The sequence below is a fragment of the Kitasatospora sp. NPDC001527 genome (assembly GCF_040298605.1).
In the GTDB taxonomy this organism is placed as follows: domain Bacteria; phylum Actinomycetota; class Actinomycetes; order Streptomycetales; family Streptomycetaceae; genus Kitasatospora.
The window spans coordinates 214,523-235,266 of record NZ_JBEPAM010000002.1 but is presented as its reverse complement, the minus strand read 5'-3'; the positions used below and the strand labels follow the sequence as shown (position 1 = coordinate 235,266).

Annotated in this window: 19 protein-coding genes and 1 pseudogene; 15 read left to right on the top strand and 5 right to left on the bottom strand. The window is 74.7% G+C overall.

The annotated features are described in order from the left end of the window. Window positions 1-24 precede the first annotated feature (24 nt). From ABT238_RS38745 to ABT238_RS02880, 3 genes and pseudogenes are all read left to right on the top strand, one after another. Window positions 25-670: pseudogene (locus tag ABT238_RS38745) on the top strand (class I SAM-dependent methyltransferase). Between the two features lie 131 nt (window positions 671-801). Beyond that, the gene (gene ilvD / locus ABT238_RS02885) at window positions 802-2,646 is read left to right on the top strand and encodes a dihydroxy-acid dehydratase (protein WP_350561589.1); all 1,845 of its coding nucleotides are present in this window, start codon (window positions 802-804) and stop codon (window positions 2,644-2,646) included. Between the two features lie 91 nt (window positions 2,647-2,737). Beyond that, window positions 2,738-3,265 (top strand): hypothetical protein, encoded by a 528-nt coding sequence (locus ABT238_RS02880; protein WP_350561591.1) that lies wholly within the window; start codon window positions 2,738-2,740, stop codon window positions 3,263-3,265. Between the two features lie 195 nt (window positions 3,266-3,460). Here ABT238_RS02880 and ABT238_RS02875 read toward each other — a convergent pair whose 3' ends face one another. Together ABT238_RS02875 and ABT238_RS02870 are read right to left on the bottom strand one after the other, a co-directional pair. After that, window positions 3,461-4,840, bottom strand: coding sequence for an SCO2583/SCO2584 N-terminal domain-containing protein (locus ABT238_RS02875; protein WP_350561593.1), 1,380 nt, complete (start codon window positions 4,838-4,840; stop codon window positions 3,461-3,463). Between the two features lie 124 nt (window positions 4,841-4,964). Next, the gene (locus ABT238_RS02870; protein ID WP_350561595.1) at window positions 4,965-5,399 is read right to left on the bottom strand and encodes a hypothetical protein; all 435 of its coding nucleotides are present in this window, start codon (window positions 5,397-5,399) and stop codon (window positions 4,965-4,967) included. A gap of 188 nt (window positions 5,400-5,587) precedes the next feature. Between ABT238_RS02870 and proC the strand changes: the two genes are divergently transcribed. The 8 genes from proC (at window position 5,588) to ABT238_RS02830 (ending at window position 12,867) form a co-directional block, all read left to right on the top strand. Continuing rightward, complete coding sequence (gene proC / locus ABT238_RS02865) at window positions 5,588-6,415, top strand: pyrroline-5-carboxylate reductase (RefSeq protein WP_350755328.1); 828 nt, start codon at window positions 5,588-5,590, stop codon at window positions 6,413-6,415. A gap of 31 nt (window positions 6,416-6,446) precedes the next feature. Next, window positions 6,447-7,103, top strand: a complete 657-nt coding sequence (locus ABT238_RS02860; protein WP_350561596.1) for an HAD family hydrolase — start codon at window positions 6,447-6,449, stop codon at window positions 7,101-7,103. Window positions 7,104-7,213: 110 nt separating this feature from the next. Further along, window positions 7,214-8,419: an MFS transporter gene (locus tag ABT238_RS02855; protein WP_350561597.1), complete on the top strand. Its 1,206-nt coding sequence runs from the start codon at window positions 7,214-7,216 to the stop codon at window positions 8,417-8,419. Window positions 8,420-8,628: 209 nt separating this feature from the next. Next, on the top strand, window positions 8,629-9,825 hold the full coding sequence (locus ABT238_RS02850) for an acetoin utilization protein AcuC (protein WP_350561598.1): 1,197 nt from the start codon (window positions 8,629-8,631) through the stop codon (window positions 9,823-9,825). 251 nt (window positions 9,826-10,076) lie between these two features. Beyond that, complete coding sequence (locus tag ABT238_RS02845) at window positions 10,077-10,286, top strand: helix-turn-helix domain-containing protein (RefSeq protein WP_329885539.1); 210 nt, start codon at window positions 10,077-10,079, stop codon at window positions 10,284-10,286. Window positions 10,287-10,457: 171 nt separating this feature from the next. After that, a complete protein-coding gene (locus tag ABT238_RS02840) occupies window positions 10,458-10,574 on the top strand; it encodes a 30S ribosomal protein bS22 (RefSeq protein WP_425311139.1) in 117 nt (38 codons plus the stop codon). Window positions 10,575-10,725: 151 nt separating this feature from the next. Next, window positions 10,726-11,844, top strand: a complete 1,119-nt coding sequence (locus ABT238_RS02835) for an NAD-dependent epimerase/dehydratase family protein (protein ID WP_350755326.1) — start codon at window positions 10,726-10,728, stop codon at window positions 11,842-11,844. A 6-nt stretch (window positions 11,845-11,850) separates the two neighbouring features. Beyond that, the gene (locus ABT238_RS02830) at window positions 11,851-12,867 is read left to right on the top strand and encodes a lysophospholipid acyltransferase family protein (protein WP_350561602.1); all 1,017 of its coding nucleotides are present in this window, start codon (window positions 11,851-11,853) and stop codon (window positions 12,865-12,867) included. Window positions 12,868-12,947: 80 nt separating this feature from the next. On the opposite strand, the gene ABT238_RS02825 is transcribed toward ABT238_RS02830, so the two are convergent. The 3 genes from ABT238_RS02825 to ABT238_RS02815 form a co-directional block, all read right to left on the bottom strand. Then, entirely contained in the window at window positions 12,948-14,303 is a 1,356-nt protein-coding gene (locus ABT238_RS02825; RefSeq protein ID WP_350755324.1) for a DUF5667 domain-containing protein, read from the bottom strand. 280 nt (window positions 14,304-14,583) lie between these two features. Then, window positions 14,584-15,357: an ECF subfamily RNA polymerase sigma factor, BldN family gene (locus tag ABT238_RS02820; protein WP_350561953.1), complete on the bottom strand. Its 774-nt coding sequence runs from the start codon at window positions 15,355-15,357 to the stop codon at window positions 14,584-14,586. A 616-nt stretch (window positions 15,358-15,973) separates the two neighbouring features. Then, window positions 15,974-17,011 carry an HAD family hydrolase gene (locus tag ABT238_RS02815; protein WP_350561606.1) on the bottom strand — a complete coding sequence of 346 codons (1,038 nt, stop codon included), beginning with the start codon at window positions 17,009-17,011 and terminating at the stop codon, window positions 15,974-15,976. Between the two features lie 119 nt (window positions 17,012-17,130). Here ABT238_RS02815 and ABT238_RS02810 point away from each other — a divergent pair, with 119 nt between their 5' ends. The 4 genes from ABT238_RS02810 (at window position 17,131) to ABT238_RS02795 (ending at window position 20,723) form a co-directional block, all read left to right on the top strand. After that, entirely contained in the window at window positions 17,131-17,415 is a 285-nt protein-coding gene (locus tag ABT238_RS02810; RefSeq protein WP_350561608.1) for a glutaredoxin family protein, read from the top strand. Between the two features lie 152 nt (window positions 17,416-17,567). After that, window positions 17,568-18,365 (top strand): 3'-5' exonuclease, encoded by a 798-nt coding sequence (locus tag ABT238_RS02805; protein ID WP_350561610.1) that lies wholly within the window; start codon window positions 17,568-17,570, stop codon window positions 18,363-18,365. A 101-nt stretch (window positions 18,366-18,466) separates the two neighbouring features. Beyond that, window positions 18,467-19,354 carry a redox-sensing transcriptional repressor Rex gene (locus tag ABT238_RS02800; RefSeq protein ID WP_350561612.1) on the top strand — a complete coding sequence of 296 codons (888 nt, stop codon included), beginning with the start codon at window positions 18,467-18,469 and terminating at the stop codon, window positions 19,352-19,354. 31 nt (window positions 19,355-19,385) lie between these two features. Further along, window positions 19,386-20,723 (top strand): glutamyl-tRNA reductase, encoded by a 1,338-nt coding sequence (locus tag ABT238_RS02795; protein WP_350755322.1) that lies wholly within the window; start codon window positions 19,386-19,388, stop codon window positions 20,721-20,723. The last annotated feature ends 21 nt before the right edge of the window (window positions 20,724-20,744 follow it).

Genomic DNA, 20,744 nt, shown 5'->3' with positions numbered 1-20,744 from the left:
GCCCGGTCCGACGGAGGGGGAGACATGGCGGACGTCCAGGAGTTCCGCGGGCTCGCGGAGTCGTTCGGCGGGGTGGCTGCGGAGTACGACCGGGGCCGGCCGTCGTACCCGCAGGAGCTGTTCGACGAGCTGGAGCGGCTGGCCGGCCGCACCCTGCGGGGCGCCCGCGTCCTGGACGTCGGCGCCGGCACCGGCATCTCCACCCGGCTGCTGGCCGCCCGGGGCGCCGACGTCGTCGGGGTGGAGCCGAGCGCGGGGATGGCGGCGCAGTTCCTGGCGAGCGGTCCGCGTCCTGCGCCCCGGCGGAGCGCTCGCCGCCTGGTGGAACGTGATGGACCAGGACGTGCCCTGGGTCCGCGCCGCCGGCGCCCGGGAGCGCACGCTGATGCCCGGGGCCGTCCGCCGGTTCGACGAGGTGGAGACGGCGGCCGAGCAGTGGCGCCGCCTCGGTCTGGAGTCCGTCGGCACGGTGCTCCGCTGGGAGCGCCGGACCACCGTCGACCACCTGATCACCGACCTGTCCTCGCGTTCCTACGTCGCCGTCCTCGGCGAGGACCGGCGCCGTGCGCTGCTGGAGGGCGAGCGCGAGGCGCTGCTGGCGGAGTTCCCGGACGGCCCGGTCACCGTGCCGTACCGCCTGGACCTCACCGTCGCGGTCGTCCCCCGCTGACCGCGGCGCTGACCGCATCGCGGACGCGGCGTCCGCCGCCCGGACGGCGGGCGTAGGCTCGACGGACACAGCGGCCCCGCACCCTCCGAACGACCGGGGCCGCCAGCCAGCCTCCGAAGGAGTGGAGCACAGTGCCCGAGCTGAGGTCCCGTACGGTCACCCACGGTCGCAACATGGCAGGCGCCCGGGCGCTTCTCCGGGCGGCCGGCGTAGCCCGCGAGGACTTCGGCAAGCCGATCATCGCGGTCGCCAACTCCTTCACCGAGTTCGTCCCCGGCCACACCCACCTCCAGCCGGTCGGCCGGATCGTCTCCGAGGCGATCAAGGAGGCGGGCGGCATCCCCCGCGAGTTCAACACCATCGCCGTCGACGACGGCATCGCGATGGGCCACGGCGGCATGCTCTACTCGCTGCCCTCGCGCGACCTGATCGCCGACTCGGTCGAGTACATGGTCAACGCGCACTGCGCCGACGCGCTGATCTGCATCTCCAACTGCGACAAGATCACCCCCGGCATGCTGATGGCCGCCCTGCGGCTGAACATCCCGACCGTCTTCGTCTCCGGCGGCCCGATGGAGGCCGGCAAGGCCACCCTGGTCGACGGCACCGTGCGCAAGCTCGACCTGGTCGACGCGATCTCCCAGGCGGTCAACGAGAACGTCTCCGACGAGGACATCGCGATCATCGAGGAGAACGCCTGCCCGACCTGCGGCTCCTGCTCGGGCATGTTCACCGCCAACTCGATGAACTGCCTCACCGAGGCGATCGGCCTCTCGCTGCCCGGCAACGGCTCCGTCCTCGCCACCCACACCGCCCGCCGCGCCCTCTACGAGCGGGCCGGCCACACCGTCGTCGAGATCGCCGACCGCCACTACGGCCGGGACGACCACTCCGTCCTGCCCCGCGCGATCGCCACCCGCGCCGCCTTCGAGAACGCGATGGCCCTCGACATCGCGATGGGCGGCTCGACCAACACCATCCTCCACCTGCTCGCCGCCGCCCAGGAGGCCGAGCTGGACTTCGACATGCGGGCCATCGACGCGATCTCCCGCAAGGTGCCCTGCCTCTCCAAGGTCGCGCCCAACGGCTCGTACTACATGGAGGACGTGCACCGGGCCGGCGGCATCCCGGCCATCCTCGGCGAGCTCTACCGGGGCGGTCTGCTCAACGAGGACGTGCACACCGTGCACGCCGACTCGCTCGCCGAGTGGCTGAAGACCTGGGACGTCCGCGGCGGCTCGCCGTCCGCCGAGGCGGTCGAGCTGTGGCACGCCGCCCCCGGCTGCGTGCGCTCGGCCGAGGCCTTCTCCCAGTCCGAGCGCTGGGATTCGCTGGACACCGACGCCGCCAAGGGCTGCATCCGCAGCGTCGAGCACGCCTACTCCGTCGAGGGCGGCCTCGCCGTGCTGTACGGCAACCTCGCCGAGGACGGCTGCATCGTGAAGACCGCCGGCGTCGACGAGTCGATCTGGACGTTCAGCGGGCCGGCCGTCGTCGTCGAGTCCCAGGAGGACGCGGTCGAGGCGATCCTCGCCAAGCGGGTCAAGGAGGGCGACGTGGTCGTCATCCGCTACGAGGGCCCCAAGGGCGGCCCCGGCATGCAGGAGATGCTCTACCCGACCTCCTTCCTCAAGGGCCGCGGCCTCGGCAAGGCCTGCGCGCTGGTCACCGACGGCCGTTTCTCCGGCGGCACCTCGGGCCTGTCCATCGGCCACGCCTCCCCGGAGGCCGCCTCCGGCGGCACGATCGCCCTGGTCGAGGACGGCGACACCATCGCCATCGACATCCCGGGCCGGCGGATCTCGCTGGAGGTGCCGGCCGAGGTCCTGGACGAGCGCCGCCGCGCGCTGGAGGCCGCCGGCGGCTACCGGCCGAAGAACCGCGACCGCCAGGTCAGCCAGGCCCTGCGCGCGTACGCCGCGATGGCCACCTCCGCCGACAAGGGCGCCGTCCGGGACGTCAGCAAGCTCGGCTGACCCCACCGCGGCACCGGCGAGTGACGAGGAGCCGTCCCGGCCACCGGGACGGCTCCTCCGCCGTTCCCGCCCACCGGGGATAATCGGACCCGTGACCCAGGAACCCAGTCCCCCTGCCCAGCCCGCCGGCGCGCCCGAGCCGGAGCCGATCCGCTGGTTCGGCACCAGTTGGGTCGAGCGCGGCGGCGACTACCGGCTGCGCCGCGTCCTCGTCCCGGTCGGAGCCCTGCTCGCCGCCGCGGCCACCGCCCTCGTGCTGCGCTTCGCCGTGGACGGCATCCAGATCGCCGACAACGGCGGGTTCCTGAACGGGCTGCTGGTCGCCGCCGTCGCGATCTGCTCGCTGCTCGCCGCGCTGCGCACCTGGAAGCTGCTGGCCGAGGGCAAGGAGAACCTGACCGGCTGGATGGCCGAGGAGAAGTCGCTCGGCGTGGTCTGGATCATCGGCGGGGTCGGCGCCCTGCTCGCCTACTTCGTGCGCAGCCTGCGCGAGGCGCCGGGCGAGGCCGTCCGGCGCGCCCGCTACGAGCGGGAGCTCGACCGCCACGAGCGCCGGCAGGCGAACCGCAGCGGGCGGCCCGGCGCCAGGACGCCGGGCCGCCCCAAGCGCAGGCGCTGAGTTCAGGCCCTCTCTCTCGGATCACGTCGGACCAGTGGGCGTCGGTGGAGTGCGTGCATCGGTGGTGCGGAGGAGGGAGTCCATGCGGTGGGGGCACCTCCCGGCCGCCGGGCTGGGGGCCATCGGCGACCGACGACAAGCCGGCGAGGTGCGTGCTCCGGCGGCGACCGCCTGGCGTGATCCGAAAGAGAGGGCCTAGCTGCGGGTCACCGTCCCGCACTCGCCGTCGTCGGCCGGCAGGTCCTTGGTGCGGTCGTACGGGTCGCTGGCGGTGCCGCTGGGCGCCGGCTCGGGGCCGTCGAACGTGGCCGAGAACTGGTCGAACCGCGGGTGCAGGTAGCCGTCGTAGACGTCGCAGGCGCTGTTGCCGATCTCGGACCTGCTGTTGATGTTCAGCTTCTTCGGGATCACGTCGTAGCGCTTCGGGTTGTAGAACCGGAAGGTCTCCACCTTGCGGATCACCGTGCGGGCGGTCCAGGTGTCCCCGGCGACGTCGGCGGCCGGCACCGTCCAGCCGACCGGGCGGGCGGTGCCGCCCCCGCTGCTTCCGTTGCCGCCCTCATTGCCGCCGCCGCCCGGCGCGGTCGGCCGCGCGGTGGGCTTCGGCCTGGGCGAGGCGGCCCGCTTGGCGGCCTCCGGCCCGGGCCGCAGCGCGTACACGAAGGTGAAGTCCGTGTGCACCAGGACACCCTTCTCGCCGTCGCCCTCGACCGTGATCAAGCCCTGGAGCTTCACCGTGCCGTTGACCGGGATCGCCTCGGCCGGGTCGAAGCGGGTGAACCAGTAGGTCGGATCGCTCTCGGCGGACGGCTTGGCGAGCGCCTTGACCGCCGAGTTCTGCTCCTCGGCGTCCAGCATCGCCAGCGCGGCCGTCGGACGCCCGCCGGCCACCACCGCCGGGTCCATGTTGGCCAGCGCCAGGTAGTCCTTGACCAGCGCGACCTGCTCGGCGACCTCCTCGGCGGTGAACACCCCGATGGCGCCGGGCGTCTCCTTGGGCTCGAACACCGTGATACTGGTCGGCCACCCCTCGGCGGGGGAACCGGCCCACGGGTGGTCGACGGTGGGGCGCTGCCCGGCCGCCGCCGACGGCGCCTCGGTCGGCCGGGCCGTCTCCGGCGCGACGGTCGGCACCGGGGCGGACGAGGCCGTGCCGGCGGAACCGTCACCGAAGCGCGTCGAGTACCAGTTCCGCAGCCCGTCGACGTTCAGCGCGGCGAGCACCAGGGCGATGGCCAGCACCACGAACAGCGGCGTGCGCCACTCCAGTGCGCGGCGCGGCCGAGGGCTGCCCCACGCGTCGACCGGCCGCGCCCTGCGGGCGAACCGCTTCTTCGGCGCCGGCCCGTCGTTCACCGAGCGGCGGCCGCCCGGGTCGACCGGCGGGGTGTGCTTCCACTGGGCGGCGAGCATCCGGGTGCGGCCCGTCTGCTCCTTGACGGAGGCACCGTTGACGAACTCCTCGTCGAGGACGAGGTCGGCGAACGGGTCCTTCCCGTCCGGTCCGGACGGGGCGGTCCCGTCCGGTTCCCGGCCCTCGGACGGGCGCGGTTCTGGGTCTTCGGCGATCGGCATCGCGCCAGTATGCCGACGGGGTGTGACGAATGTTCGATCGGGGGCACACCGTTCGGTGAACGCGCCGGCGGTGTGCGGGGATCGGGGCGCTTTTGTCCCTCGCGGGCCCGCCGCCGCGCCCGCGTCAGTCCTTGCCGCGGGCCTTCTTCACCGACCCGACCACCCCGGCGACGGTCACCAGCATGGCGGCCGGGAACAGCGACTCGAAGAACGCCTCGAACACGCCCGCGTCCCCGAGGAACAGCTGCGCCAGCACGTTCAGCACCAGCAGTCCGCCGGCCGCCGGGAGCGCCGCCTGCCACGGGTGCTCGTTCGCCCACCGCTGCAGCCGCCGGTCGCCGCCCTCCCGGCGCAGCCGGGCGCCGACCGTGCCGACCAGGAAGAAGAAGAACAGGCCCCAACCGGCCGGCCCTGCCAGCATGCTCAGCGACCAGTCCCCGTCGATCAGATCGATCACCAGGTCCGTCGCCCCCACCACCGCACCGACTCCCGCGGCCGTCCGCCACGGCCCCAGGGTCGCCGCGGCGACGGCGACCTGCCGGTTCTCACGTCGGGACATCTCTCCGTGTGCCATGACTCCACGGTGCGCCCGCGCCCAGCCCCGGGCCATAGGGGACAACCCGGAGTTTCGCCCTAAGGGGCGCCCCGTCCGGGCTGCCCGCAGAGTGGACGATGCCGCCGGTGGAGGGCGTGCGGTGCGAGGATGGCCGCGGTGACGGAACGCGGCACCGGAGGCAAGGAGCGGCCATGACCAGCAGCGCGGCGCACGGACAGAAGATCGCCTTCCTCGGCACGGGCAAGATCGGGGAGGCCCTGCTCTCCGGTCTGCTGCGGGCCGGCAAGGACCCGGGGGACGTCCTGGTGACCGCCCGCCGTCCGGAGCGGGCCGCCGAGCTGGCCTCCCGGTACGGGGTCGGCGTGGTGGGCAACACCGAGGCCGCCAAGCTCGCCGACACCCTGATCCTCGCGGTGAAGCCGCAGGACATGGGCACCCTGCTGGACGAGCTGGCGCCGCACGTCGCCCCGGACCGGCTGGTGATCTCGGCGGCGGCCGGCATCCCGACCGCCTGGTTCGAGGCCCGGCTGGCGGCCGGCACCCCGGTGGTCCGGGTGATGCCGAACACGCCGGTGCTGGTCGACGAGGGCATGAGCGTCATCTCCGGCGGCTCGCACGCCACCGAGGCGCACCTGGCGCGGGCGGAGGAGATCTTCCGTTCGGTCGGCAAGGCGCTGCGGCTGCCCGAGTCCCAGCAGGACGCGGCGACCGCTCTCTCCGGCTCCGGCCCGGCGTACTTCTACTTCCTGGTCGAGGCGATGACCGACGCGGGCATCCTGCTGGGGCTGCCCCGGCAGGTGGCGCACGACCTGATCGTGCAGTCGGCGATCGGTGCCTCGGTCATGCTGCGGGACTCCGGCGAGCACCCGGTGAAGCTGCGCGAGGCGGTCACCTCGCCGGCCGGCACCACCATCGCCGCCATCCGCGAGCTGGAGAACCACGGGGTGCGGGCGGCCCTGCTGGGCGCCCTGGAGGCGGCCCGGGACCGCTCCCGGGAGCTGGCCTCCGGCGGCAAGTGATGGCCGGGGCCGTCCGGCTAGGGTCGAACGCATGAGCTACGAACTGGTGATCTTCGACAACGACGGTGTCCTGGTGGACAGCGAGCCGCTCTCCAACCGGCTGCTGGCCGAGTACCTGACCGAACTGGGTTACCCGACCACGATCGAGGACTCCTACCGGGACTTCATGGGCACCGCCGCCCACCGGGTGCACGACGTGATCGCCGAGCGCTACGACGGCGCGCGGCTCCCGGAGGGCTTCGACGACGCGTTCCACGGCCGGGTCTTCGACGCCTTCGCCACCGAGCTGGCCGCCGTCCGGGGCGCGGACGCGCTGCTGGAGGAGCTCCGGCGGCGCTCCGTGCCCTACTGCCTGGCCTCCTCCGCCCACCACAGCTGGATCCGCGCCGCGCTGGACGCCACCGGCCTGCGCGGCCACGTCGCGGAGGAGCGGATCTTCAGCGCCCAGGACGTCGGCGTGGGCAAGCCCGCGCCGGACCTCTTCCTGCACGCGGCCCGCGCCCTCGGCGTCGACCCGGCGGCCTGTCTGGTGGTGGAGGACAGCCCCAACGGGGTGCTCGCCGCCCGCGCGGCGGGCATGGACGTCTACGGCTACACCGCGCTGACCGACCCGGCGAAGCTGACCGAGGCCGGCGCCACCGGCCTGATCGCCGACCTGGCCGAGGTCCCCGCCCTGCTGAGCCGTTAGGCCCCGGCCGCGCCCGGCCCCTTCCGGTCCCGCACACCCCTTCCCGGGATCGGCCGTCTGCGCCTACGCTCTCGCCACCGACCGCCGTACCGGCCAGTAGCGAGGTGCATGTGCGTACCGAGGGTCCCGTCGTCACGCCCCGGCTCCGGGCCGGCCGGGCCGCGCTGGCCGCGAGCTTCCTGCTCCAGGGCGTCACCTTCGCCCTGCTGGTCACCTGCATCCCGGAGATCCAGGACCGGTACGGGCTGGGCGACGCGCTGCTGCCGCTCTTCCTGGCCGCGGTGCCGGTGCTGGCCGGGGTGGGATCGATGGCCTCCGAGCGGCTGGTCCGCCGGACCGGCGCGCGGGCCGTGCTGCGGGTGGTCCAGCCGGCCGTCTGCGTCACCCTGGCCGCCGTCGGCCTCGGCGACGCGCTCTGGCAACTCGCCCTCGCCCTGGGTGCGTTCGGACTGCTGGTCGGCGCGCTGGACGCCAGTATGAACATGCTCGGGGTCGGTCTCCAGCACCGCTACGGCCGCTCGGTGATGCTCGGCTTCCACGCCGGTTTCAGCCTCGGCGGCATCCTCGGCGCGGCCGTCGCCGGCCTCGGCGCGCACTACGGCCTGGGCCTGCCGGTGCTCTTCGGGACGGCGGCCGCGGTGATCGCCCCGCTCGCGCTGCTGGCCGGCACGTACGCCGCCGGTCCCGCCGAACTCGGCGACGCCGTCCGGGAGGCCGCCGAGGCCGCCGCCCGGTCGATCCCCTGGCGTCCGCTGCTGCCGCTCTGCCTGGCGATGGCCTTCGCCTACATCGCCGACGCCTCGGTCTCCAACTACAGCGTCAAGTACCTGACCGACGGGCTGGGCAGTCCCGAGGACGTCGCCAAGCTCTCCTACCTCGGCTACATGCTGGCGATGCTGCTCGGCCGGGCGCTGGGCGACCGCGCCGTGCAGCGCTGGGGCGCCGTGCCGGTGGTGCGCACCGGCGCCGCGCTGGCCGCGCTGGGCTTCGCGGCGGCCGCCGCCGCGCCGGGCGCCTGGGCCGGGATCGCCGGCTTCACCGTGCTGGGCCTCGGGATCTGCGCGATCATCCCGCAGGTCTTCGCGGCCGGCGGCCGGCTCTTCCCGGCCGATTCGGACGCCGCCGTGGCCCGGCTCAACCTGTTCAACTACGTGGGCTTCCTGCTGGGTTCGCCGCTGGTGGGCGCGCTGGCGGACGCGAGTTCCTACCGCTGGGCCCTGCTCGCGCCGATGCTCCTGGTGCTCGCCGTCCTCCCGCTCGCCGACCGCTTCGCCCCGGGCCCGACGGCCCCCGCCCCGGCTCCGGCGGCCGTCTGAACGGCGGTCCGGGATCCTGGCCCGCGCCCCGGCCTCCAGGGCGACCCGCGCCCGGTGCCGGCCGCCGTCCCGGCCGGATCGCGGCCCCCGTGCCCGCGGCCGCGCCCGCGCCGACGGCGAACGGGCGCGTCGGGGCCTGACGGCCGTACGGCCGCCGTTCGAGGACCCGTTGCCGGGCCGGGCCGCCCCCACCCACTACGGTGGACGCCATGCCCGAAGCCGAGCGTGACACCTCCTGCGGCCTGCACCTCTTCTGGGACGAGGCGGTCACCGCCTACGACTTCGGCCCAGGCCACCCGATGGACCCGACCCGGCTCGCGCTCACCATGCGCCTGGTGGAGGACCTCGGACTCGCCGCCGGACCGGGTGTCACCGTCCGGGCCGCGCCGCCCGCCGGCGAGTCCACGCTGCGCCTGGTGCACACCGCCGAGTACGTCGAGGCGGTCAAGTACGCCGCCGCCCACCCGGAGCGGCAGGACCCGCGGCACGGCCTCGGTACCGACGACAACTGGTCCTTCCCCGCCGTCCACTCCGCCTCCGCGCTGATCGCCGGCCAGTCCGTCGCCGCCGCCGAGGCCGTCTGGCGCGGCGAGACCCCGCACGCCGTCAACTTCGCCGGCGGCCTGCACCACGCCATGCCCGACCGCGCCTCCGGCTTCTGCGTGTACAACGACCCGGCCCTCGCCATCGCCCGGCTGCTGGAACTCGGCGCCGAGCGGGTCGCCTACGTCGACATCGACGTCCACCACGGCGACGGCGTCCAGCAGGCCTTCTGGGACGACCCCCGGGTGCTCACCGTCTCCCTGCACGAGCACCCCGCCACCCTCTTCCCGCAGACCGGCTGGGCCACCGAGACCGGCGGCCCCGGCGCCGAGGGCTCCGCGGTCAACCTGCCGCTGCCGGCCGGCACCGGCGACACCGGCTGGCTGCGCGCCTTCCACGCCCTGGTGCCCGGACTGCTCGCCGCCTTCCGCCCCCAGGTCCTGGTCACCCAGCACGGCGCCGACACCCACCTGGAGGACCCGCTCGCCCACCTCGCCGTCACCGTGGACGCCCAGCGGGCCATCGCCCAGGAGCTGCACGAGCTGGCCCACGAGCACTCCGACGGCCGCTGGATCGCCCTCGGCGGGGGCGGCTACGCCGTCGTGGACGTCGTCCCGCGGACCTGGACGCACCTGGTCGCCACCGCGGCCGGCCGGCCCGTCGACCCGGCCACCGAGACCCCGGAGTCCTGGCGTGCCGAGGTCTACCGGCGCACCCGCCGTCCGGCCCCGCTGCGGATGACCGACGGCGCCCGGCCGGTCTGGCGCGACTTCGACGCGGGATACGATCCGGCGGACCGCCTCGACCAGGCGATCCTGGCGACCCGCCGCGCCGTTCTGCCGCACCACGGCCTGATGCCCTGATCCGGGCCGCCGAACCGGTGCCTCCACTTGTGAAGACCTGGTGCGTCGTCGCTTTCCGTGCGCACGCCGACTAGTGCAGACCGAGGATCGGCTACGTACTGCAACGGGCTTATCCCTCACCGTCAGAGGACTGCGCTTCCCCCTCTTCCCACTGGTACCACCCATAACTACTCTGGGGATACACGTGTGCCGGTGGAGTCACCGGAGGGGAAGCCGGTGCCTTGCACACGGGTAAGGGTCGGGTGATGGTCATGAGTTCCGGCGAACGCCCCTTGCAGGACGTCGTCTTCCTGACCGTGGCCGAGGTGGCCGCGGTCATGCGGGTTTCCAAGATGACGGTCTACCGGTTGGTGCACAGCGGTGAGCTGCCCGCCATCCGGGTCGGCCGCTCGTTCAGGGTGCCCCAGCAGGCAGTGCACGAGTACCTCAAGGACTCCTACGTGCGGCTCGAGAGCGCGTAGGCGGGCCGGTCCGGTACGGGGTCCACCTCGGTGGGCCCCGTATCCGTTCGCCCCGGATTCGCCGCCTGTTCGCCCGCTTCGGGGAGCGCGATTACGGCCCTGGGCGTGTGGAATGTAGGCTAGGCCCTCCGTCAGTCGTATGGACTCCGTCTCTCACGGGCGAGAGTCTCAGTGAGCGAGGGTTGTTCCGTGGGCTCTGTCATCAAGAAGCGTCGCAAGCGTATGGCCAAGAAGAAGCACCGCAAGCTTCTCAAGCGCACGCGCGTTCAGCGTCGCAACAAGAAGTAAGCGCCCCCGGCCGCGCCTCGCGCGCCCAGCGCTTCGCACCGCCCGTCCCGGTCTTCACGGCCCGGGGCGGGCGGTGTCGTTTCCCGGCCCGCCCGGGCGGCGCGGTACGGTGCACGCAGGTCTCCCGGGCCGAGGAATGGGGTGCAGCGCTGTGGGAACCGTCGTGCTCGTCACCGGCGTGGCCCGCCACCTCGGCGCCCGCTTCGCCGCCGAGCTGCGCCGCCGGGAGGGCGTGGACCTGGTGGTCGGGGTGGACGTGCAGCCGCCGCGCCCGGCGCTGCGCGCGCTCGCGGAGCCGGAGGGGCCCGCCGCGCCGTACCGCTTCCACCAGCTCGACCTGCGCCGTCCCGCGGTGGCCCGGGTGATCGCCGAGCACGGCGTCGACACGGTCGTCCACCTGGCGGTCAGCGCCACCGGGCCGGGCTCCACCCACCGCTCCGCGGTGAAGGAGTCCAACGTGATCGGGACCATGCAGCTGCTCGGCGCCTGCCAGAAGGCACCGGGCGTGCGCCGGCTGGTGGTGAAGTCGACCACCGGCGTCTACGGCTCGGCGCCGCGTGACCCGGCGGTGTTCACCGAGCGGACCCAGCCCAAGGTGCTGCCGGGCGGCGGCTTCGCCAAGGACGCCGTCGAGGTGGAGGGCTACGTCCGGGGCTTCGCCCGGCGCCGCCCGGACGTGGCGGTCACCGTGCTGCGGTTCGCCAACATCGTCGGCCCGGGCGCCGACACCCCGCTCGGCGCGTACTTCGCGCTGCCGGTGCTGCCGACCGTCCTCGGCTACGACCCGCGGCTGCAGTTCGCGCACGAGGACGACGTGGTCGAGGTGCTCTGCCGGGCCTCCTTCCCGGCCGGGCCCGGCACCGTGAACACCGGCACCTTCAACGTCGCGGGGGAGGGCGTGCTGCTGCTCTCCCAGTGCGCCCGCCGGCTGGGCCGGCCGACCCTGCCGCTGCTGCTGCCCGCGGTCAGCTGGATGGCCGGGCTGGCCCGGCAGACCCGGCTGGTCGACGTCTCGCCCGAGCAGCTGCGGCTGCTGACCCACGGCCGGGTGGTGGACACCGCCCGGCTGCGCGAGGCGTTCGGCTACCGTCCGGCGTTCACCACCCCGGAGGCCTTCGCGGACTTCGCCGCCGCGCAGTCGCCCGGCCTGCTGCCCCCGGGCCGGCTGACCGCCGTCACCGACGGCCTGGCCGCGCTGCTGGCCGGGGCCGACGCCGACGCCGACGCCGCCGGTGCCCGATCGCCCCGACCGCCCCGACCGAGGAGCTGAACCCGCATGAGTGCCGCCGCCGAGAACGCGCCGGGCGAGGCGAAGGTCATCCCGATCGAGTCCGCCCCCAGCTGGAGCGAGCAGCCGCCGGCCGACGGCCCGGGCCTGGCCGACCGGGTCGCCGAGGCCGTCGGCGGCGCGCTGGCCGGGCGGCTCGGCGCCGCCGCGACCCGGGCGTTCGGCAAGGGCTGGGAGGACCGGGCCGCCGACGGCCTGGCCTTCCTGCGCCGCCGGATCACCGGGGACTACGAGGTCGACGAGTTCGGCTTCGACCGCGAGCTCACCGAGGAGGTGCTGCTCGGGCTGCTGCGGCCGCTGGCGGAGACGTACTTCCGGGTGGAGGTGCGCGGGATCGAGAACATCCCGGCCGAGGGCGGCGCGCTGATCGTGGCCAACCACTCCGGCACGATCCCGCTGGACGCCCTGATGACCCAGGTGGTGATTCACGACCACCACCCGCGCCGGCGCCACCTGCGGATGCTCGCCGCCGACCTGGTGTTCGTGCTGCCGGGCGTCAACGAGCTGGCCCGCAAGGCCGGGCACACCCTGGCCTGCAACGAGGACGCCCAGGCGCTGCTGGAGCGCGGCGAGCTGGTCGGCGTCTGGCCGGAGGGCTTCAAGGGGATCGGCAAGCCGTTCTCCGAGCGGTACAAGCTGCAGCGGTTCGGCCGGGGCGGCTTCGTCTCCTCGGCGCTGCGGGCACGGGTGCCGATCGTGCCGTGCTCGATCGTCGGGGCGGAGGAGACCTATCCGATGATCGGGAACTTCCGGACGCTGGCCCGGCTGCTCGGCCTGCCGTACGTGCCCGTCACGCCGACCTTCCCGTGGCTGGGGCCGCTCGGGGCGGTCCCGCTGCCGACCAAGTGGATCATCGAGTTCGGCGAGCCGATCGCCACCGACCGGCACCCGGCGGAGGCGGCGGACGATCCGATGCTGGTCTTCGACCTGGCCGACGAGGTGCGGGAGACCATCCAGCACACCCTCTACCAGCTGCTGGTGCGGCGGCGTTCGGTGTTCTTCTGACGACGGGCGCCCGCGCGGACGCGGACGGGCCCGGCGGACGTGGTGTCCGCCGGGCCCGTTCCGTTCTCCCGCCGGTCCGGTCAGCCGCCGAGGATCCGCAGACCGGGCAGCAGGCCCGGGATCAGCGGAGGCACCTCGACGCCCTGCTGGGCGGCGCCGCTCGCGCTGGGCGCCTCGCTCGGCGAGGCCGGGGGCTGGTCCGGCGCCGGTGCCGGGGCCGGGGCCGCGGGGGCGTCCGCGCTGGGCGAGGGCTTGACACCGGTGAGCCCGCTGGTCAGGTTGTCGACCAGCCCGCCGACCGGCGCCGGGACGACGTCGGCCGGGTTGCTCGGCAGCGGGAGGACCGGTGCGGCGGGCGCCGCCGGGCCGAGGATGCCGCCCTGGGCCGGGACCTGCGGGGTGACGCCCGGCCTGCCGCCGACCGCCCCGGCCGCCGGGCCGCCGGTGGCGCCGCCCTGGGCCGGCGCGTCGCCGACCGCCGGGTTGCCGCCGGGCGCCGTCCCGGCGGACGGTCCGCCCGAGCCGCCGCTGCCCGCGCCGTGGGTCGCGCCGCCCGCCCCGCCTCCGGCCGGCGCACCGCCCTTGGCGGGCTGCTCGACCAGGTGCAGGGGCGCGACGTCCTCACTTATGTCGTCGAAGAGCTGGTCCACCAGGTGCGCCTGCGGGATGAGCTGGACCGGGAGCCGGGACTGCAGCTCGGTCCAGGTGCCGTCCCCGTCCTGGGCGAAGCCGGCCAGGGCGCGCATCGGGTCCAGCGAGCCGTTGTTGCGGTAGACGGCGCGCAGCAGGTCGCGCCCCCTGATCGCGTCGGCGTGCATGGCGTCGAGGGCCTTGCGGACCTGCTCGACGGTGCCCGGGCTGAGCGCGCCGGCGGAGTCCGTCCGGCCCACCAGCGACCTCGCCTCGCCGAGGCGGGTGGAGGCGTTGTCCAGGAGCAGTTCGCCGCGTTCGCTGTCGGAGCCCGCGAGGTTGAGCCGCAGGCCCTCCAGACCGCGCTTCATGCCGTACAGCGGGTCGCCGGGAAGGGCGTTGCCGCTGGCGGCCGCGGCGCCGGCGAAGCTGCCGACCGCGAGGCCGGCGACCAGGCCGCCGATCGCGAACCGGCGGCTCCAGCGTCCGCGCGGCGCGGTGCGCACGGCCCGGTGGCGGCGCTGCCGTGGCACGGTGGCGCCCGGACCGCCCGCGAAGGCCTGCTCGAACGCGGCCATCAGCTGGGCGCGTTGAACGGTCCTGACCTCCCGGTCGAGGCCCGGCGCGGGCAGCGCGCGGAGCGCGCCGACCGTGTCGATGAGTTCCGCCATCGCGGCCGGACCGGCGTTCCCGCCGGCGGTGCTGGCCGTTCCGTCGCCGTCGGCAGCGCGGTGCTCCGCCTGGTGGGCCTCCAGCGCCTCGGCGAAGGCCTTCGCCCGCCGGTGCTCCAGCACGTTTGCCGTCACGGGCCACACCTCCCTTCGTCGTTGTCGACACCCCGGCCTGCCGGACGGTTGCCCCGGCAAGCCAAAGCCACTCCATCGGGTGAGAGGTCGCAATTCGACTTGACCGTACGCCTGGTGGAGGCTTGCACGCTGGCCAACGAGCGGCGCGGGCGGTCGGTTACGCACGGTTGATCACCGGCCCGCCCGTTCACCCGGATGTGTCGGGCCGTCCCGGAAGGTGACGATCCGCGCCCCGGCCCTCCCGGCGCGTCCCCGGACCCCGCCCGGGGGCACCGCCCGTTCACCGCGCGTCGGGCGGGAGCAGGCGGGCCAGGGTGCGCACGGCGCGGTACTGGAGGGTCTTGATGGCGCCCTCGTTCTTGCCCATGATCCGGGCGGTCTCGGCGACCGAGAGCCCCTGCAGGAAGCGGAGGGTGACGCACTCCTGCTGCTGCGGGTTCAGCCGGCGGACGGCCTCCAGCAGGGCGGCGTTGGAGAGCGACTCCAGCACCGACTCCTCGGGGCTGCGCTCGCACTCGTTGGAGTCGAGCATCTCGCCGGTGGTCACCTCCAGCCGGAAGCGGCTGGACTTGAAGTGGTCGGCGACCAGGTTGCGGGCGATGGTCACCAGCCAGGCGCCGAAGTCCCGGCCCTGCCAGGTGAAGGTGCCGATGCGGCGCAGCGCGCGCAGGAAGGTCTCGCTGGTGAGGTCCTCGGCGGTGGCCCGGCTGCCGACCCGGTAGTAGATGTAGCGGTAGACGGTGTCCGCGTAGTGGTCGTAGAGCCGGCCGAAGGCCTCGCTCTCGCCGGCCTGGGCCCGTTCGACCAGCTCCATGATCGGGTTGTGCTCGGTCTCGTAGCCGGGGCCGGTGGTGGTGCGGGCCCGGCTGCGGCCGCCGGTGGTGCCGGTGCGGCCGCGGGTGCCGGCGCCGGTCGATCCGGCGGCGGTGGTGCGCAGCAACGGGCCGCCGGCGACGGGGCCGTGGACGGACGGGGCTCCGGCGGGCACCGGCTGGGGGACGGCGGCGAGCTGGCTGCGGAGCAGGCTGCGCAGCAGGTCCAGGCCGGTGGAGATCTGCCGGGGCGGGACCGGGCGGCCGCGGAGGCCGGCGCGGGAGCGCAGGGGCGCGGACGACGGGCGGGAGGGTGCAGGCGCGTCGTTCCGGACGGGTGGGTACACGGGACTCCCAGAGGCAGAACTGTGGACGGATCACCTCCGCCTGCGCGGAGAGCACGCCCGTCCCGCCCGGTCGTACCTGGGGCGGGTGGGTGACGTGCATCCAGGAGAGAATAACGCTTTGTGCAATGACAGCTACACCGTGTGGTCGAAGTGGTCGTTTGGGATCCGCATGGAGTGCATATCCGGCCGACACTGTCCGAACGTGTCGGCGATAGCCTGGCTCAACGTGACAGAACGAGTGCGCCAGGTGACCAATTCGGCGGCGCGGCGGGCGGTTTCCCGGCTCGGTGACCCGATAATCCCCGACTTTGGCGAGTCGGCGAACGATCAGATCCGGTCACCGGGCGGCGAGTTCGGTCGTGAGGTCCGGACGGCCCCGCGACGCGCGGGAGTTCGCCCGTACGAGCGGCCTGGTCAGCGGGCGGATTGACCGCCCTCACCCCGGCGGGCGGCGGCCGGACGGGCGGCCGCGGAGCGGCGCCGGGGCCCGGCCCGCCCCGGGTGCGGCGGCTCAGCCGCGGTGCCGCCGGTGCAGCGCGACCCCGGCCGCGGCGGCGCCCGCCGCCACGCCGAGCGCGGCGGCCGCGGGCAGGCCCACCCGGGCCGCCTTGCGCCCGGTGCGGAAGTCCCGGACCCGCCAGCCCTGCGCCCGGGCGTGCCGCCGCAGCGCGCCGTCCGGGTTCACCACGTACGGGTGGCCGACCAGCGAGAGCATCGGGATGTCGTTGGCCGAGTCGCTGTAGGCGGCGCACCGGTCGAGGTCGAGCCGCTCGCGCCGGGCCAGCGCCCGCACCGCGGCCGCCTTGGCCGGCCCGTGCAGCAGGTCGCCGACCAGCCGGCCGGTGTACGCGCCGTCGCGCGCCTCGGCCACCGTGCCGAGCGCGCCGGTCATGCCGAGCCGGGCCGCGATGATCCGGGCCACCTCCACCGGGGCGGCGGTGACCAGCCAGACCCGCTGCCCGGCGTCCAGGTGCATCTGCACCAGCGCGCGGGTGCCCGGCCACACCTTGTCGGCGATGACGTCCTCGAAGACCTCCTCGCAGAGCGCCTCCAGGTCGGCGGTCCGCTTGCCGGCCACCACGCCGAGCGCGGTGTGCTTGGCGTCCGCCACGTGCTCCGGGTCCTCGGCGCCGTGCACCCGGAACCAGGCCTGCTGCCAGGCGAACCGGGCGACGTCCCGGCGGCTGAGGAAGCCGCGCCGGTAGAGGCCGACGCCGAGGTAGAAGATCGCGGCGCCGCGCAGGATGGTGTTGTCGCAGTCGAAGAACGCGGCGGCGCGCGGGTCGTCCGGCTCGGGTGTGTGGTTGCCCACAGGAGCCTTGGGAGCCCTGCCGCGCCTGGCCGGCTGCGCCTGCTCGGCCGCTCGGTCCCCTTCGGCGGGCCGTGCCTCCCCGGCCGGCGGGCCCTCCCCGGCCTGCCCGGGCTCCCCGGCGGGCCGTGGCACGGCCCGCAGCGCGGCCTCCGCCGCCTCGGCCGCGGCCTCGCCCGCCAGGGCGGTCCGCGCGCTGGTGGAGCGCCTTGTCTGGAGGAGCCTTCGGAGCACGGCCATGTCACCGAGCATAGCCAGCCACCTGGGCGGGGGCCGTGACGGCGGCGTGCCCGGGGGGTGAACGGGAGGAAGGCCGGTCGTGTCCGGCCCGTCGTGTAGGGGCGTCGCACAATGGCGGGGTGAGCCCACTGCTGCGACGCGACAAGAAGCCCGAGCCGAAGCCGGCCGACCGGACCGTGACCCTGGTGGCCAAGCCCGGCTGCCACCTGTGCGACGACGCCCGGGAGGTGATCGTGCGGGTGACGGCCGAGCTGGGCGCGTCCTTCGAGGAGAAGGACATCACCCAGGACGAGGAGCTCTACCGGCGCTACTGGGAGCAGATCCCGGTCACCCTGATCGACGGCCGCCAGCACGACTTCTGGCGGGTGGACGAGAAGCGCCTGCGCACCGCCCTCGGCGCCTGATCCCCCGAGCCCCGCCCCCGCCGTCCGGCGGGGGCGGTTCGCCGAATCGTTGCGAAGATTCCGCGTGCTCGGCTTGGGACGCCGCCCGTCGGTCGGCTTACGATCGAACTCGTTTGCGCCCATGGGGGGCTGAGCACGCGAGGAGTGCCGCCATGCTTCCCGGCCCTTCCCCGGCAGCGCCCGCCGACCCGCCGGCCGCGCGCGGGGGCTTCGCCGTGGTCGACGTGGAGGCGACCGGCCGCAGCCCCTGGCGGCACCGGGTGGTCGAGGTGGCCGTGGTGCTGCTGGACGAGCGGCTGCGCCCGGAGGGCGAGTTCTGCACGCTGCTGGACCCGCTGGGCCCGGTCGGCCCGACCCACGTGCACCGGATCGCGCAGGAGGACGTCGAGGGCGCCCCGCGGTTCCGCGAGATCGCCCCGAGGCTGCTGGAGCTGCTGGCCGGCCGGGTACTGGTCGGCCATCACGTCACCTGCGACCAGGCCTTCCTGGACCGCGAGTTCGCCCGGATCGGGGTGCCGCTGCCGGCGGTGCCGCTGCTGTGCACCATGCGGCTGGCCCGCGCCCACCTGCCGCAGGCCCGCGGTTTCGGGCTGGCGGCCTGCGTGGAGGCGGCCGGCCTCGGCGGCTTCGCGGCGCACACCGCGCTGGGCGACGCCCGCGCCACCGCTGGCCTGCTGCGGCACTGCCTGGACGCTCCGTCCTGCCCGCCGGGGGACTGGACCGGGCCGCTGCGGGAGGCGGCCCGGGTGCCGTGGCCGAGGCTCGGGCGGGCGCGCTCGCGCCCGTCGGGCGAGCCGGTCCCGCTGGTCCTGCGCGACCCCTTCCGCCCGGCTCCCGTGCCCGCCCCGCGCGACCTGCCGGACCGTCTTCCGTACGGGTCCCGGCCACCCGCTGCACCGCCCCCGGCGACGGCCCGGAAATCGGCCGGTGCTATGGGGTCCTCGGCGTGATGCGCATCACTGTGCGGGGACAAATCGGACACCATCTTTGTGCACACGTTCACAAACGCATAGCCTGGCTGCCAAAGCCCAGCTTCACCCACAGGAGCACCGTGGCAATCGGCCGATCACCACAGAGCAGTTCGCAGACGCCCGACCCGGGCGCCGCGCGCCGACCCTCGCGTGCCCGGGGCATCCCGGAGGCGACGGTCGCCCGGCTGCCCCTCTATCTGCGTGCGCTCACCGCGCTCTCCGAGCGCTCGGTGCCGACCGTTTCCTCCGAGGAACTGGCCGCCGCGGCCGGGGTGAACTCCGCCAAGCTCCGCAAGGACTTCTCCTACCTGGGCTCCTACGGCACCCGCGGCGTCGGCTACGACGTCGAGTACCTCGTCTACCAGATCTCCCGCGAGCTGGGCCTGACCCAGGACTGGCCGGTCGTCATCGTCGGCATCGGCAACCTCGGCCACGCGCTCGCCAACTACGGCGGCTTCGCCTCCCGCGGCTTCCGGGTCGCCGCCCTGCTCGACGCCGACCCGGCCGTGGTCGGCAGCAGCGCGGCCGGCCTGCCCGTGCGCCACATGGACGAACTGGAGTCCATCGTGGAGAGCCAGCACGTCTCGATCGGCGTCATCACCACCCCGCCCGGTGCGGCCCAGCAGGTCTGCGACCGGCTGGTCGAGGCCGGCGTCACCAGCATCCTGAACTTCGCCCCGACCGTACTGACCGTCCCGGACGGGGTGGACGTGCGCAAGGTGGACCTCTCCATCGAGCTGCAGATCCTCGCCTTCCACGAGCAGCGCAAGGCCGGCGACGAGCCGGACCGCACCGAGTCCGTGCTCGACCGGGCCCCCGGCCCGGTCCGGGCCGCCGCCGCCAAGCTCCGCCGGGCGGCCGGGGGCAGCGGCAAGACCCGCCCGGCCGCCGAGGACGCGGACCCGGCGGCGAAGGGCAAGCCCGGCAAGGCCGGCGAGGGCGAGCTGTCCGCGGTGATGCCGGCATGAGCACCGAGATTCGTGGGACCAGGGAGCGGGCGTGAGTCTTCTCGTCGTAGGGCTGAGCCATCGCACGGCCCCGGTCGGCGTGCTGGAGCGCGCCGCGCTGACCGGTGGGGTGCCGACCCGGCTGCTGCACGACGCGGCCGCGTCCGCGACCGTCGCCGAGGCCGCGCTGCTGAACACCTGCAACCGGATCGAGCTGTACGCCGACGTGGACAAGTTCCACGCCGGCGTCGCCGAGCTGTCGCTGCTGCTCGCCCACCACAGCGGGGTGGACCTCGAGGAGCTGACCTCGCACCTCTACGTCCACTACGAGGACCGGGCCGTCCACCACCTCTTCTCGGTGGCCTGCGGCCTCGACTCGATGGTGGTCGGCGAGGGCCAGATCCTCGGCCAGCTGCGCGACGCCCTGGCCAAGGCCCAGGAGGAGCACACCGCCGGGCGCGGCCTGAACGAGCTGTTCCAGCAGGCGCTGCGGGTCGGCAAGCGGGCGCACAGCGAGACCGGCATCGACAAGGCCGGCCAGTCGCTGGTGACCTTCGGCCTGGAGCAGGTCGCGGCCGGCGCGGGCGAGATCGCGGGCAAGCGGGCGCTGGTGGTCGGCGCGGGCTCGATGAGCTCGCTGGCCGCCGCCACGCTGGTCCGCTCGGGCGTGACCGACCTGCTGATCGCCAACCGGACGCCGGCCCGCGCCGAGCGGCTGGTCGAGATCCTCGGCACCGACATCGCCCGCACCCTGGAGCTGGCCAAGGTGCCCGAGGCGCTGGCCGACGTCGACCTGGTGATCTCCTGCACCGGTGCGGCCGGCGTGGTGATCAAGGCCGACGACGTCGCCGCCGCGGTCGCCGCGCGCGGCGGCGCGGCCCCGCTCGCCTTCCTCGACCTCGCCATGCCGCGCGACGTCGACCACGCCGTGCACGAGCTGCCCGGCGCGCTGCTGGTCGACCTGGAGAGCCTCTCGCACGCCCACGCCGCCACCCCGGGCGCGGGCGACGTCGACGCCGTCACCGGCATCGTCGCCGACGAGGTCACCGCCTTCGGCGCCGCCCAGCGGGCCGCGCGGATCGCCCCGACCGTGGTGGCGCTGCGCGCGATGGCCTCCGAGGTGGTCGCCGCCGAGCTGGGCCGCCTGGACTCCCGGCTGCCCGGACTGGACGAGCGCTCGCGCGCCGAGATCGGCCAGACCGTCCGCCGGGTGGTGGACAAGCTGCTGCACGCGCCCACCGTGCGGGTGAAGCAGCTGGCCGCCGAGCCGGGCGGTGCCTCCTACGCGGAGGCCCTGCGCGAACTGTTCGACCTCGACCCGGCCGCCGTGCACGCGGTTTCGGGCACTCCGATCGGCGCCCAGCAGCCTGCGGGCGGGGGCGCCGGATGAACCGTCAGCCATCCCACGAGT